The following is a 13,353-nucleotide window of genomic DNA, read 5'->3' as shown; positions in this document are numbered from 1 at the left end:
GGGACGAGAGCAATGGCCGGGCCGCGGAACATCAGCGTCAGCGAGGCAAGCCGCCCCGTGCTGCCGCGGCATGCCAGGCTGAAGTATGACGAGACGCGAAAAGTCTGGGTGATCCTGGCGCCGGAACGCGTGCTGGCGCCTGATGAGATCGCGGTCGAGGTCTTGCAGCTTTGCGACGGCAAGCGCAGTGTCGGCGACGTGTCCGACCTGCTGGCGGAAAAATACGCCGCACCGCGCGAGGCGATCCTCGCCGACGTCGTCGTCATGCTGCAGGATCTCGCCGACAAGGGCTTTCTGACCGAAGCCCGGGAGAAGACGCCATGAGCGATGTGCTCCCAACCATCCCGCCTGATGCCAGCGACAGCCTCGCGGTGCTGGAGAAGAGCCGCTCGACGGCGGAGACATTTGGCATTCCGCTCGCCGTGCTGCTCGAGATCACCCATCGCTGCCCGCTGCAATGCCCCTATTGCTCCAACCCCGTCGAGCTCGACCGCGCCGGCAAGGAGTTGACGACGGATGAGTGGAAGAAGGTGCTGAGCGAGCTCGCCGAGATCGGCGTGCTCCAGGTGCATTTCTCCGGCGGCGAGCCGACCGCGCGCAAGGACCTGGTCGAGCTGGTCAAGCATGCCAGCGACGTCGGCCTCTACACCAACCTCATCACCTCGGCGGTGCTGCTGACGCGCGAGCGGCTGAGCGACCTCGCCGACGCCGGGCTGTGCCACGTGCAGATCAGTTTCCAGGGCGTCGAGGAGGGCCTTGCCGACCGCGTCGCCGGCTACAAGAACGCCCACCGCAAGAAGCTCGAGGTCGCAAAGTGGACGCGCGAGCTCGATTTGCCGCTCACCGTGAACGCGGTGATGCACCGGCAGAACCTGCACCAGCTCCCCGACATCATCCAGATGTCGATCGATCTCGACGCCGACCGGCTCGAGGTCGCCAATGTGCAATATTACGGCTGGGCGCTGAAGAACCGCGCCGCGCTGATGCCGACGGTCGCGCAATTAGATGAGTGCACCCGCCTCGTCGAGGAGGCGCGCGAGCGGCTGAAGGGTACGCTCGCGATCGACTACGTCGTGCCCGACTACTACGCGCTGCGGCCGAAGAAATGCATGGGCGGCTGGGGCCGGCAGTTCTTCAACATCTCGCCGGCCGGCAAGGTGCTGCCCTGCCATGCCGCCGAGAGCATCACCGGGCTCGATTTCGAATCGGTGCGCTCCAACCATTCGATCGCCTGGATCTGGCAGAACTCGGACGCCTTCAACCGCTATCGCGGCACCGGCTGGATGAAGGAGCCGTGCAAGAGTTGCGAGTTCCGCGAGATCGATTTCGGCGGCTGCCGCTGCCAGGCCTTTGCACTGACGGGCGATGCCGCCAACACAGACCCTGCCTGCGCGCTGTCGCCGCTGCACGAGACCATCTTCAAGCAGGCCGAACACGAGGCCGAGGGCGAAACCAACCGCTTCCTCTATCGCAACTTCGCCGGCGGCACTCTGGAATCCGGGAATGATGCCTGACGCCGACGCGGCCGCAGCGGCCAGACGTGCCGATCCCTTTGCGCCGCTGACCTCCGACATGCTCGACGTCGGCGACGGCCACGAGCTCTGTGTCGAGAGCGTCGGCCGTGCTGGCGGCATTGCTGCGATCTATCTGCATGGCGGCCCCGGCAGCGGCTGCCAGCCGGATCATCGCCGCCTGTTCGATCCCGAGCGTTTGCATGCGGTTCTGTTCGACCAGCGCGGCTGCGGCCGCAGCCGTCCCAAGGGCTCGCGCGAGCACAACACGACGGCGCATCTGATCGCGGACATGGAAAAGATCCGCGAAAAGTTCGGCTTCGACCGCTGGATGGTGGTCGGCGGCTCCTGGGGCGCGACGCTGGCGCTGGCTTATGCGCAGGCCCACCCCGAGCGCGTCTCCGGCATTGCGCTGCGCGCAACCTTCCTGGGCACGCGGGCAGAGGTGGCGACGGCCTTCACCTCGCGCCTGCCGCAATTCTATCCAGCGCTGCACGACGATTTTCTGAGCGTGCTGCCGCCGGAGGAACGCGCGCAACCGGTGGACGCCTATTATCGCCGCATCCTCGATGCCGATCCGGCCGTGCACGGACCGGCCTCGCGCGCCTGGCATGACACCGAACGCGCTCTATCGGAGCACAAGCCGGCCAAGACGCGGATCGACCTCGCCTCGCTGAACGTCTGGCGCACATTGCCGGCGACACCGTTCATGGAAGCGCATTACTTCATCAATGACAGCTTCATGACCGAGAACCAGCTGCTGCAAAACGCCGGCCGGCTCGCCGGCATCCCCGGCATCATCGTGCAGGGCCGCTACGATCTGTTGTGCCCTCCTGAGACATCCGCGCAGCTCGCGAAAGTTTGGCCGGGTTCCGAGATTCGGATCGTGGAAGAAGCCGGACATTCGCTCTATGATGCCGGCGTGCGGGACGCGGTGATGAAGTCGATCGCCGACCTCGCGTCGAAGGCCGCGCGATAACACGCGAAGCAAGGACAACAAGAAAATGCCGCTCGCCGGGAAAGGCATGCTGCTGACGTCGATGAACATCGACGCCGCAGATGAACCTGATTTCAACCGCTGGTACGATCGCGAGCATCTGGAAGAGCGCGTCGCGATCGAGGGTTTCCTGGAGGCGCGGCGCTATGTCGCGCACGCCGCCAATCCCAAATATCTCTCGCTGTATTCGACGTCGACGCTCGACGTGCTCGACAGTCCCGCCTACCGGACGCGGCTCGCCAACCAGACCGAATGGTCGCGGCGGACCATGGCGCATTTCAAGAACATGCTGCGCGTGGTAGCGCGCATCACCATCAGCAAGGGCACTGGACGCGGTGCTGCGCTGGGGCTCGTGCGGCTGCGCCCCACGGCCGGCAATGCCGGCGCGTGGCGTGATGCACTGCAAGAAAAGCTGGCACCCGGAGAGCGCGAGGGCATCATCTCGATGCATCTGCTCGAGAGCGAACCGGAATTGTCGGGCGCAACGGCGGATATTCCGGCGGTGCGCAACGAAGGCGCGCGCGACTGGTTCGTGCTGATCGACGGCACGCGCGTCGGCGCGGTCTCGGCTGTCATCGCCGAACGCTTCACCGGTCCTGCGGCCGCGCCCTTCCCGCTGCCCGTCTCCGTCGGCACCTATGCGCTGATGTGGGACCTCGCGAAGAGCGACATCACGCACGGCTGACGCACCGGCATGCAGCGCAACATATTGCACCGCCGCATTGCCTGCGGACGGCCATTAATGCTGTCTGCGCGCAGCTCCCATGAAAGCGGGTGATTCACCCAAATTTGCCGTTGTACTTCGGACCGGTTCTAATAAGCTAACCCAATGACGTCATTCAGAAACCAGATCGCCGCGCGTTAAGCGTCCGACAAGCTCAAGAAAAGGCCGCCGGGTCTTTGAGCCTGCGCGGACAGGGTAGGAATGAAACCGACCGATATCGCGGCCCCCGACTACTTTCACAAAGTGGTCGATTGCCAGTGGGCCTGTCCTGCGCACACCCCGGTTCCCGAATACATCCGATTGATCGCACAAGGCCGCTACAGCGACGCCTACATGATCAATTGGAAATCGAACGTGTTTCCCGGAATTCTGGGACGCACCTGCGATCGTCCATGCGAGCCGGCGTGCCGCCGCGGACGCGTCGAGGAAACGCCGGTGGCAATCTGCCGCCTCAAGCGCGTTGCCGCCGACTTCAAGGACGACATCAAGCACCGCCTGCCGAAGCCTTCAGCCAAGAACGGCAAGCGCGTCGCATTCGTCGGAGGCGGACCGGCCTCGCTGACGGTGGCGCGCGATCTGGCGCCGCTCGGCTATGACTGCACCGTGTTCGACGGCGATCCCGAAGCCGGCGGCATGATGCGGACCCAGATCCCGAAATTCCGCCTGCCCAATTCGGTCATCGACGAGGAGACCGGCTACATCCTCAATCTCGGCGTCGAGTTCAAGGGCGGGCACCGCATCGAGAGCATGAAGGCGCTGCTCGCGGAGAAATACGACGCGATCTTCGTCGGCTCCGGCGCGCCGCGCGGCCGCGAGCTCGACATTCCGGGCCGGAAAGAGGCCGCCGCTCACGTCCATATCGGCATCGACTGGCTGTCCTCGGTCTCGTTCGGCCACACCGACAAGATCGGCAAGCGCGTGATCGTGCTCGGCGGCGGCAACACCGCGATGGATTGCTGTCGCACCGCGCGCCGCCTCGGCGGCGAGGACGTCAAGGTCATCGTGCGCTCCGGCTTCGAGGAGATGAAGGCCTCGCCCTGGGAGAAGGAGGACGCGATCCACGAGGACATTCCGATCCTCAACTTCCTCGTCCCCGTCGCCTTCATCCACGACAACGGCAAGCTCACCGGCATCACGTTCCAGAAGGTGAAGGCCGAATACGATTCCAAGGGCCGCCGCAACCTCGTCCCCTCGGGCGAGCCGGACCAGACCCTCGAATGCGACGACGTGCTGGTCGCGGTCGGCCAGGAGAACGCCTTCCCCTGGATCGAGCAGGACTGCGGCATCGAGTTCGACAAATGGCACATGCCCAAGGTCGATCCGAAGACCTTCGTCTCGACCAACCCGAAGGTGTTCTTCGGCGGCGACGCCGCGTTCGGGCCCAAGAACATCATCTGGGCGGTGGCGCAGGGTCACGACGCCGCGCTGTCGATCCACAAGCTACTGTCGGGCGAGGACATCACCGAGCGCCCGCTGCCGGAGGTGCATGTCTCGTCACAGAAGATGGGCATCCACGAATGGAGCTATGACAACGACATCTCCAACGACAAGCGCTTCAAGGTGCCGCATCGCGACAAGGTGATCGCGCTGAAGGACATCCGCACCGAGGTCGAGCTCGGCTACGACGTCAAGCTCGCGCTCGGCGAGGCGCATCGCTGCCTGAACTGCGACGTCCAGACCGTGTTCTCGACCTCGCTCTGCATCGAATGCGATGCCTGCGTTGATATCTGCCCGATGGATTGCATCACCTTCACGGAGAATGGCGAGGAAACCGATCTGCGCCAGCGCCTGAAGGCGCCCTCGCCGCATCCGGACCAGGACCTCTACGTCTCCTCCGACCTCAAGACCGGGCGCGTGATGGTGAAGGACGAGGATGTCTGCCTGCATTGCGGGCTCTGTGCCGAGCGTTGTCCCACCGGAGCCTGGGACATGCAGAAATATCTCATCGAAATGACCCACGCAGGTTCAGCATGTCCGACAAAAAGCCGATCAGCAGCGTAAACGACTTCGTCGTCCGCTTCGCCAACGTCAACGGCTCCGGCTCGGCCAGCGCCAACGAGATGTTTGCGCGCGCGATCCTGCGTCATGGCGTGCCGGTTAGCCCACGCAACATCTTCCCCTCCAACATCCAGGGCCTGCCGACCTGGTATGAGGTGCGGGTGACGGAAGAGGGCCATCTCGGCGCCCGCGGCGGCGTCGACCTGATGGTGGCGATGAACCCGCAGACCTGGGACAAGGACGTCGCCGGCATCGAGCCCGGCGGCTATCTGTTCTACGATTCCACCAAGCCGATGCCGTCGACCAAATTCCGCGACGACATCACCGTGATCGGCGTGCCGCTGACCGCGATCACCAACTCGACCTATACCGATCCGCGCCAGCGCCAGCTGTTCAAGAACATCATCTATTTGGGCGCGCTCTCGGCGCTGCTCGACATGGACCCGAAGCTGATCGAGCAGCTGATCGGCGAGCAATACAAAGGCAAGGAGAAGCTGCTCTCCTCCAACGTCCACGCGCTGCATTTGGGGCGCGACTGGGCACTGCAAAATTTGAAATGCCCGATCGGGCTGCGGGTGAAGAAGTCCGACACGGTCGGTGACCGCATCTTCATCGAGGGCAACAGCGCGGCCGCGCTCGGCGCCGTCTATGGCGGCGCAACGGTCTGCGCCTGGTATCCGATCACGCCGTCCTCGTCGGTGGCGGAGGCTTTCACCGCCCATTGCAAGAAGTATCGGCACGATCCGGAGACCGGCAAGGCGAAATACGCGATCGTGCAGGGCGAGGATGAGCTGGCCTCGATCGGAATCGTCATCGGCGCCTCCTGGAATGGCGCACGCGCCTTCACCGCCACATCCGGCCCCGGCATCTCCCTGATGACCGAGTTCATCGGCCTCTCCTACTTTGCCGAGATCCCGGCCGTGATCATGAACATCCAGCGCGCCGGTCCCTCCACGGGCATGCCGACCCGCACCCAGCAATGCGACATCATCGCCTGCGCCTATGCTTCGCACGGCGACACCAAGCACGTGCTGCTGTTCCCGGAAGATCCGGCCGAGGCCTTCGAGTTCGCGGCCGCCGCGTTCGATCTCGCCGAGCGGCTCCAGACCACGATCTTCCTGATGCTCGATCTCGACATCGGCATGAACCACCGGCTCTGCCGCCCGCTGAAATGGGACGATTCCAAGCAATATGACCGCGGCAAGGTGATGACGGCGGAGATGCTGGAAGAAGGCCGTGACTTCGGACGCTACCTCGACGTCGACGGCGACGGCATTCCCTACCGCACCTATCCCGGCACGCATCCGACCAGGGGCTCCTATTTCACCCGCGGCACGTCGCGTGATCGCTATGCGCGTTATTCCGAGGAAGGCTCGGTCTATGCGGACAACATGCAGCGTCTGGTGCGCAAGTTCGAGACCGCGCAGGACCTGGTGCCGCGGCCACTCCAGGCCAATGCGGAGCGGCCTACCAAATATGGCGTGATCTATTTCGGCTCGACCTCGCCGGCGATGGACGAGGCGATCGGATTGCTTGAGGCACGCGGGCATCAGCTCGACCGCCTGCGCATCCGCGCCTTCCCGTTCCATTCGAGCGTGGCGAGCTTCCTCGCCGAGCACGATTTCGTCTATGTCGTCGAGCAGAACCGCGATAGCCAGCTCCGTCAGCTCATCGTCAACGAGAACGGCATCGACCCGATCCGCCTCGTGCCGATCGTGCATTACGACGGCTCACCGATCACCGCCCGCTACATCGCAAAAGCCATTGGCGACCACCAGGATCACCTCAAGGTGACCCCGCTCCGCAAGGCCGTGTCATGACCTATATTGCCAAGCCGAAATTTCATCACCCGGGCCTCAAGAAGAACGAGCTCGGCTACACGCATCGCGACTACGAAGGAAAAATCTCGACGTTGTGCGCCGGCTGCGGCCATGACTCGATCACGGCCTCGATCATCGAAGCCTGCTACGAGCTCTCGATCGAGCCGCATCGGGTGGCAAAAATCTCCGGCATCGGCTGCTCGTCGAAGACGCCGGATTACTTCCTCGGCAATTCGCACGGCTTCAACTCCGTGCACGGCCGCATGCCCAGCGTGCTGACCGGGGCCAATCTCGCCAATCGCGATCTGATCTATCTCGGCGTTTCCGGCGACGGCGATTCCGCCTCGATCGGCTTCGGCCAGTTCGCGCATTCGATCCGGCGCGCCGTCAACATGACCTATATCGTCGAGAACAACGGCGTCTACGGCCTCACCAAGGGCCAGTTTTCGGCCACCGCCGACCGTGGCTCGAAGTCGAAGAAGGGCGTCACCAACACCGACAACGCGATTGATCTCGTCGCGATCGCGCTGCAGCTCGGCGCCACCTTCGTGGCGCGCTCGTTCTCCGGCGACAAGGCCCAGCTCGTGCCGCTGATCGCGGCTGCGATCGGCCACAAGGGCGCGTCCTTCATCGACGTCATCAGCCCCTGCATCGCCTTCAACAACCACGCCGGCTCGACCAAGAGCTTTGATTATGTCCGCGAGCACAACGACGCCGTGAACCGGCTCGACGTGCTGGTCGGCCGCGATCCCATTGCAGTGGACTATGCGCCGGGCACGGTGCAGGTGGTCGAGCAGCATGACGGCAGCAAGATCGCGCTGCGCAAGATCGACGCCGACTACGATCCGCATGACCGGCTCGGCGCCCAGACCTTCCTTGCAAGGCACGCCGCCAAGGGCCAGATCGTCACCGGGCTGCTGTACGTCGATCCCGACGCGGAAGATCTGCACAGCCATCTCAACACGGTCGAGACGCCGCTCAACACGCTGGAAGCGGATACGCTCTGCCCGGGCTCGGCGGCGCTGGACAAGTTCAACGCCAGCCTGCGTTAAACACCGGCGTCGCGATTCCGAGGCGCGTTCGTCCCCGAGCGCGCCTTAGCCTTTTGGACCAAAGTGACGGCTTTCCGTCTGCAAATCTTGTTTGCTATGGTCAGCCTGCAGGCAGGGATCACGTATGCAGCCGGTTACGCAGTACGCCAGGAGCGGAGACGTCCACGTTGCCTACCAGGCGTTCGGCGACGGTCCGATCAATCTTGTTCTGGTGCCGGGCTTCGTGTCCAACGTCGAGAACTACTGGGACCAACCCGACCTCGCTCGCTTCCTGACCCGCCTTGCGAGCTACGCGCGCGTCGTCACCTTCGACAAGCGAGGTACCGGCGGATCCGATCGCGTCAGCGAACTCCCGGGCCTCGACGTGCGCATGGACGATCTGCGTGCGGTGATGGACGCGGCTGGCATCGAGCAGGCTGCCCTGCTCGGGATCTCAGAGGGCGCGCCACTCTCCATTCTGTTTGCGGCCACCTATCCGCATCGGTGCCGCGCGCTCGTGCTTTACGGCAGCTTTTCGCGCTTCTCCTATTGGTTTGCGACCGACGAGGCGCTTGCGGCATTCTTCGACTATGTCGAGAAAGCCTGGGGCACCGGCGGCAGCATCCAGAAGTTCGCGCCGTCGCGGGCGAACGACGCCGCGTTTCAGCGCTGGTGGGGGCGCAACGAGCGACTGGGCGCCAGCCCGGCCGCAGTGACGGCCTTGATGCGCATGAACAGCCAGATCGAGATCGGCGGCGTATTGCCGGCAGTTCGTGTGCCAACCCTCGTCATCCACCGGACCGGGGACCAAGTCGTCAACGTCGCGGGCGGGCGCGACGTCGCCGCGAAAATTCCCGGAGCGCGTCTGGCGGAATTTCCCGGGAGCGATCACCTCTTCTATGTCGGCGAGAACGCCGACGACATTTCCGATGCGATCGAGGAATTCCTGACGGGAGCACGTGGTTCCGCAGTGGCTGATCGCGTGCTGGCAACGGTGCTGTTCACCGATATCGTGGGTTCGACTGAAAAGGCCGCCAGCCTCGGCGATCGTCGTTGGCGCGCCCTGCTTGACGACCATCACGCCATGGTCCGCAGCATCCTCGCTCGCTTCAGGGGCCATGAGGTCAAGACCACCGGCGACGGGTTTTTCGCGACGTTTGACGGGCCTGCGCGCGGGGTCCGTTGTGCTCGAGCGATCGCTGATGAAGTCAAGTCGCTCGGCATCGATATCCGCGCCGGCCTGCATACGGGCGAATGCGAGATCATCGACGATGATGTCGGCGGGATCGCCGTCCACATCGGGGCACGGGTCGCGGCGCTGGCCGGCGCCGGGGAAGTATTGATGTCGAGCACCGTGAAGGATCTCGTCGCTGGGTCTGGCCTCCGCTTTGGCAGCCGTGGTGTCACGCCACTGAAGGGCGTTCCCGGCGAATGGCAAATCTTTGCTGCCGAAAGCTCTATCTCACCCGCACCGTGATCTTGCTCGAAACGACGGGCGGCTCGAACGGATCATGCTTGGCATCGCTCTGCACCAGTTGCAACGCGCGGCCCGGGCGAGAGCCCAGCCTGCGTTGATCATTTGCTCCGCGCTGAAACGGGCTGCCTGACGCGCACGGTGATCTTGTCCGAGACAACCGGCGGGTCGAACGGGTAGTGCTTCGCATCGCCCAGCACCAGTTGAAGGGTGTGGGTCCCGGGCGGAAGCTCGAGAAAAGTTTCTGTCTGCCCTGCCCCGAAATGCAGATGCGACTTGTCCTGCGGGATCGGCTCCTTCGGATCGATGGGGTCGTTGACGTCGACCAGCAAATGATGGTGGCCGGCGTTCTGATAGTCGTCGCCGGCATGCGTCACACCCATGTTGCGCAGGCCGAACCGGACCAGGAATCCGCCGCGCACCCTTTGCCCGTCATACGGGGTGATAAAATAAACCTTTGCGTCCTTTGGAGCAGCCTTGCCTTGCGAGAAGGCCATGCCCGGGAGCAATGCGAGCATCGCCGACAGCGCCACGCAGCGAAGGATATGCATCAATCTACTCCGGCAGTTAAGGACTGAGCGCGACACGGAAGCCATGCGTCGGGTAACGAACATTGGTATCGTAACCGTCGCGGTTGGACGGGCGTACGTATCTCAAGTCGTTCTTCCAGGAGCCCGAGCGCAGGACGTGCGAGCTGCAGTCCCCACCGCTCCATGCCGAACCGTCATTGGGCGCGCCCTGATAGGTCCTGTGCCAGCAGTCCTCGACCCATTGGTCGACGCCGCCGCCCATGTCGTAGAGACCGAAAGGATTGGGCTTGAAGCTGCCGACTTTCGCCGGCTGCTCGGCCACGGCATCCCCGCAGTCCTTGCATCCGGCCATGCCCTGCTGGGACTTGTCGCCCCACCAATACTTTGTCGACGTCCCGCCGCGCGCCGCATGCTCCCATTCGGCTTCGCTTGGGAGCCGGTAAGGCTTCTTCGTCGTCTGCACGAGGAACGCGACATATTGCTGTGCGTCGGTCCAGCTCACATTGGTGATTGGCGCATCGTCCTTGCCGGCGGCCGTGAATCCGCACGCCTTGGCGGCGGCGCATTCGTTCCATTCCTGCACCGTCACCGGATATTTTCCGATCGAGAATGGCTTGACCGTGACCTGGTGGACAGGACGTTCGGTCGGATCATCATTGCTTCCCATCGCAAAGCTGCCGCCGCGAACAGCGATCATCTCGGGTTCACGGACCGGTGCCGCTGTCGGTTGGCTGGGCGCCGGAGTGGGCGACGCAGGTGCTGAGGCCAGTGAGGGAGACGGTTGCGGTGTCTGCGTCGCCGCCTCGCGCGGCGACGGCTGCGGGATCGGCGATGCGGCCGGAGAAGCGGTCGGCGCGGCCGCCTGCTTGCCGACCCTGCCCTGCGGCTGCGCCAGCAGATACCAGAGCACGCCCGTGGCAATCACCAGCAGCGTGATGCCCAGGAGAAAGATCAGGGTATTCTCGCGCCGGCCCCGCGTCCTGCCGACTGCATCTGCATCCGGCAGCACACGATAGATGCGCACGGGATCCGTGATGTTCTTGACCTTGCGATCCCCGAGCGACTCATAGCCGCACACCACCTTGTGCTTGATCTGCTCGTAGATCGCGCCCGAGATGTAGACCTGACCGGGCTCGGCAATGCCCTCGATGCGTGTGGCGATGTTGACGCCATCGCCGTAGATGTCGTCCGGCTCAACGATGACATCACCGAGATTGACGCCAATTCGGTATTCGATCCGGGAGTCCCTCGGTATCGAGGCATTGCGGCCGACGAGGTTCTGCTGGATGACAATGCTGCATCGAACGGCCTCGACGGGGCTGTCGAAAATGGCGATGAAACCATCGCCCGTGGTCTTCACCAGATTTCCGTGATGCTCGACGATGCTGGGTTCGATGAGGTCCCGCTCGATCCGCTTGACGCGGACGTGCGTGCCTTCCTCGTCGGCCTGCATCAAGCGGCTGTAGGATGCGATGTCACCGACAATGATGGCTGCGAGACGACGAGGCATCCCGCCGTGCGGAGGCGGCTCGTTCGTATTCCCGGATCTGAAGTTGCGAATTTCGCCCATTGCGGGGGACTCCACAAAACCTACAAGAGGCGGCCCCAGCCTACGACTTCGAGAAACAATCGCGTGTGAACGCTATCACATTGACGAACCGGGACAACGGCGAAGGGATCGCCGACAGCGAGTTCCGGAGAGCAAAGGGCTTACCCATTTGCCTGAACCTTCTTGCCCCAACCTGCGACTAAGGCAACGCTCGGACCACCGATCTCGGCTCCGCGGAAGGGGGAGAGACAGGGTGACGGACGAGTTCGGCCGGCATGGTCGAGACGCCCGCTTTGGCGAACTCTAGCTGACAGGCTCCGGCGCGGGCTGAGGCTCCGGCACGGCATGGTCCGCGTGGGCCGGTCGTCCCGCGCCCCAATATTGCTTGCAGGTCTCGAGCAATGTTTCGGTGTTCATGGTCAGGCCGCCCGCTTTGACGATCACGCTGTCAGCGCCAAGCGCCTTGTTCATCAGCACCAAGGCTTGCGTCGCAAATCCTCCGGAGAATCGCTCGGCGATGAGTGGGTCGACCTTGAGTACCACGAATTTCTGCGTGCGCTGCTCCCAGAGCATGATCTTTCGCACGGCGCTCCAGGCGATGGTCTCGCCGGCGAGCCTGGTGTCGCGGATGCCGACACGGCTGATGAAGACCACCGGCTGCCGCGCGGAGAACAGCCGCCAGAGCATGCGGCAGGTGGCAAGGCCGAAGAACACCGCACCGACATAGCAGGCGGCGACCTGGAATGAGGTGATGTTCTTGCCTTCCTGCCAGGTGAATGCGAGTCCGGCAAAGAGCAGCGTCAGTAGCCCGCTGCCACCGAAAAGCGTCAGCAGGCGGGCTCGCGAATAGCCGATCGCAAGATTGGGCAAGTTTTGACTTTCGGACATTTCGATCGCCTCCAGCCATTTGCAACAATCTGGGGTCTATCCACGCCCCTCCCTTGCAACGGTTAAGCCTGGAACCTTGCGCGAGGCTGCCGGAAGCGATGCAGTTGAACGCGCGGCATGCGGCTTGCGACTAACGGCCAGTTGGCCCCCACCCTGCCGATGCGGGCCGTCAATGGCTGATGTATCCGGTGCGATCATGAAGCTTGCCCTCATCCTTCCGCTTGCTTTTGCCGCCTTCATCGGCGCCGCCCGGGCCGAGGAGGCCGACGACATCCGCGAGGCGAGCAAGACCGAAGCTGAGACCTTCAACGCGCGCATGTATGCGGGCACGCCCGGCAAGACGGCCTATGCCTGCTTCGTCCGCCGCTACGATGCCGAGCACCTGGCGCGGCATCCGATGCAGAAGGTCGCCTCGATGACGCTGCTGGTCTCGGCGGAGATCGACAGCGAGGACAAGCAGTTCCACAACTCCTTCCGGCTAGGCTTCCGGTATCGCCACCGCAGCGGCGATTTCGACTCCAGCGGCTCCTGTCACCACGTGGCGTTCACCAAGGACGGCGGCGAGGTCCGCCTCGGCTGCGGCGTCGATTGCGAGGGCGGTGGCATCGGTGTCGCACTCTCGAAGGACGACAAATCGGCCATCGTGCGGCTCGCGAGCATCAGGGTCTGGCTGCACAACAAGCCGGACGACGAGGCCGAGCGGTCGCTGGTCGCAGGCCACGACGACGGGATTTTCCGGCTCGACCGGACCGACAACAGCGAGTGCGCCGCGCTCGTGACCGACCGCAAGGAACTCGCAGCGCTCCGCCACAAATGATATGTCTCCGGCAA

Annotated in this window: 12 protein-coding genes; 9 read left to right on the top strand and 3 right to left on the bottom strand. The window is 63.8% G+C overall.

Annotation, left to right across the window (positions count from 1 at the left end; genetic code table 11):
- The first annotated feature begins 12 nt into the window (after positions 1–12).
- The 8 genes from pqqD to ABIC09_RS07640 all read left to right on the top strand — a co-directional run bounded on the left by pqqD (position 13) and on the right by ABIC09_RS07640 (position 9,558).
- Positions 13–324 (top strand): pyrroloquinoline quinone biosynthesis peptide chaperone PqqD, encoded by a 312-nt coding sequence (gene pqqD, locus ABIC09_RS07675; RefSeq protein WP_354108892.1) that lies wholly within the window; start codon positions 13–15, stop codon positions 322–324.
- Positions 321–1,514, top strand: coding sequence for a pyrroloquinoline quinone biosynthesis protein PqqE (pqqE, locus tag ABIC09_RS07670; RefSeq protein ID WP_354108891.1), 1,194 nt, complete (start codon positions 321–323; stop codon positions 1,512–1,514). The genes pqqD and pqqE overlap by 4 nt, the downstream gene beginning before the upstream one ends.
- Entirely contained in the window at positions 1,504–2,490 is a 987-nt protein-coding gene (pip, locus tag ABIC09_RS07665; RefSeq protein ID WP_354108890.1) for a prolyl aminopeptidase, read from the top strand. Before pqqE ends, pip begins: the two co-directional genes overlap by 11 nt.
- A 25-nt stretch (positions 2,491–2,515) precedes the next feature.
- Positions 2,516–3,193 (top strand): hypothetical protein, encoded by a 678-nt coding sequence (locus ABIC09_RS07660; RefSeq protein ID WP_354108889.1) that lies wholly within the window; start codon positions 2,516–2,518, stop codon positions 3,191–3,193.
- 240 nt (positions 3,194–3,433) lie between these two features.
- On the top strand, positions 3,434–5,233 hold the full coding sequence (locus ABIC09_RS07655; RefSeq protein WP_354108888.1) for an FAD-dependent oxidoreductase: 1,800 nt from the start codon (positions 3,434–3,436) through the stop codon (positions 5,231–5,233).
- A complete protein-coding gene (locus tag ABIC09_RS07650; protein ID WP_187435262.1) occupies positions 5,203–7,050 on the top strand; it encodes a 2-oxoacid:acceptor oxidoreductase subunit alpha in 1,848 nt (615 codons plus the stop codon). Before ABIC09_RS07655 ends, ABIC09_RS07650 begins: the two co-directional genes overlap by 31 nt.
- Positions 7,047–8,102 carry a 2-oxoacid:ferredoxin oxidoreductase subunit beta gene (locus ABIC09_RS07645; RefSeq protein WP_354108887.1) on the top strand — a complete coding sequence of 352 codons (1,056 nt, stop codon included), beginning with the start codon at positions 7,047–7,049 and terminating at the stop codon, positions 8,100–8,102. The genes ABIC09_RS07650 and ABIC09_RS07645 overlap by 4 nt, the downstream gene beginning before the upstream one ends.
- A gap of 124 nt (positions 8,103–8,226) precedes the next feature.
- A complete protein-coding gene (locus ABIC09_RS07640) occupies positions 8,227–9,558 on the top strand; it encodes an adenylate/guanylate cyclase domain-containing protein (RefSeq protein ID WP_354108886.1) in 1,332 nt (443 codons plus the stop codon).
- 98 nt (positions 9,559–9,656) lie between these two features.
- Here ABIC09_RS07640 and ABIC09_RS07630 read toward each other — a convergent pair whose 3' ends face one another.
- The 3 genes from ABIC09_RS07630 to ABIC09_RS07620 form a co-directional block, all read right to left on the bottom strand.
- A complete protein-coding gene (locus ABIC09_RS07630; protein ID WP_354108885.1) occupies positions 9,657–10,106 on the bottom strand; it encodes a DUF4399 domain-containing protein in 450 nt (149 codons plus the stop codon).
- 16 nt (positions 10,107–10,122) lie between these two features.
- Positions 10,123–11,655, bottom strand: a complete 1,533-nt coding sequence (locus ABIC09_RS07625; protein WP_354108884.1) for an SUMF1/EgtB/PvdO family nonheme iron enzyme — start codon at positions 11,653–11,655, stop codon at positions 10,123–10,125.
- Positions 11,656–11,937: 282 nt separating this feature from the next.
- The gene (locus tag ABIC09_RS07620; RefSeq protein ID WP_148754739.1) at positions 11,938–12,522 is read right to left on the bottom strand and encodes an STM3941 family protein; all 585 of its coding nucleotides are present in this window, start codon (positions 12,520–12,522) and stop codon (positions 11,938–11,940) included.
- 196 nt (positions 12,523–12,718) lie between these two features.
- On the opposite strand from ABIC09_RS07620, the gene ABIC09_RS07615 reads away from it, so the two are divergent.
- Positions 12,719–13,339: a hypothetical protein gene (locus ABIC09_RS07615; protein ID WP_354108934.1), complete on the top strand. Its 621-nt coding sequence runs from the start codon at positions 12,719–12,721 to the stop codon at positions 13,337–13,339.
- Positions 13,340–13,353 lie beyond the last annotated feature (14 nt).

Source organism: Bradyrhizobium sp. S3.12.5 (assembly GCF_040548225.1).
GTDB classification, from domain to species: domain Bacteria; phylum Pseudomonadota; class Alphaproteobacteria; order Rhizobiales; family Xanthobacteraceae; genus Bradyrhizobium; species Bradyrhizobium cytisi.
This window is presented reverse-complemented; position numbering and strand designations above follow the sequence as displayed.

What these genes read in the sequence shown, in the direction of transcription:
- pip (WP_354108890.1), top strand. Translation starts at nt 1,504, where the DNA reads ATGATGCCTGACGCCGACGCGGCCGCAGCGGCCAGACGTGCCGATCCC.
- ABIC09_RS07640 (WP_354108886.1), top strand. Translation starts at nt 8,227, where the DNA reads ATGCAGCCGGTTACGCAGTACGCCAGGAGCGGAGACGTCCACGTTGCC.
- pqqD (WP_354108892.1), top strand. Translation starts at nt 13, where the DNA reads ATGGCCGGGCCGCGGAACATCAGCGTCAGCGAGGCAAGCCGCCCCGTG.
- ABIC09_RS07650 (WP_187435262.1), top strand. Translation starts at nt 5,203, where the DNA reads ATGTCCGACAAAAAGCCGATCAGCAGCGTAAACGACTTCGTCGTCCGC.
- ABIC09_RS07620 (WP_148754739.1), bottom strand. Translation starts at nt 12,522, where the DNA reads ATGTCCGAAAGTCAAAACTTGCCCAATCTTGCGATCGGCTATTCGCGA.
- ABIC09_RS07660 (WP_354108889.1), top strand. Translation starts at nt 2,516, where the DNA reads ATGCCGCTCGCCGGGAAAGGCATGCTGCTGACGTCGATGAACATCGAC.
- ABIC09_RS07655 (WP_354108888.1), top strand. Translation starts at nt 3,434, where the DNA reads ATGAAACCGACCGATATCGCGGCCCCCGACTACTTTCACAAAGTGGTC.
- ABIC09_RS07645 (WP_354108887.1), top strand. Translation starts at nt 7,047, where the DNA reads ATGACCTATATTGCCAAGCCGAAATTTCATCACCCGGGCCTCAAGAAG.
- ABIC09_RS07625 (WP_354108884.1), bottom strand. Translation starts at nt 11,655, where the DNA reads ATGGGCGAAATTCGCAACTTCAGATCCGGGAATACGAACGAGCCGCCT.
- ABIC09_RS07615 (WP_354108934.1), top strand. Translation starts at nt 12,719, where the DNA reads ATGAAGCTTGCCCTCATCCTTCCGCTTGCTTTTGCCGCCTTCATCGGC.
- pqqE (WP_354108891.1), top strand. Translation starts at nt 321, where the DNA reads ATGAGCGATGTGCTCCCAACCATCCCGCCTGATGCCAGCGACAGCCTC.
- ABIC09_RS07630 (WP_354108885.1), bottom strand. Translation starts at nt 10,106, where the DNA reads ATGCATATCCTTCGCTGCGTGGCGCTGTCGGCGATGCTCGCATTGCTC.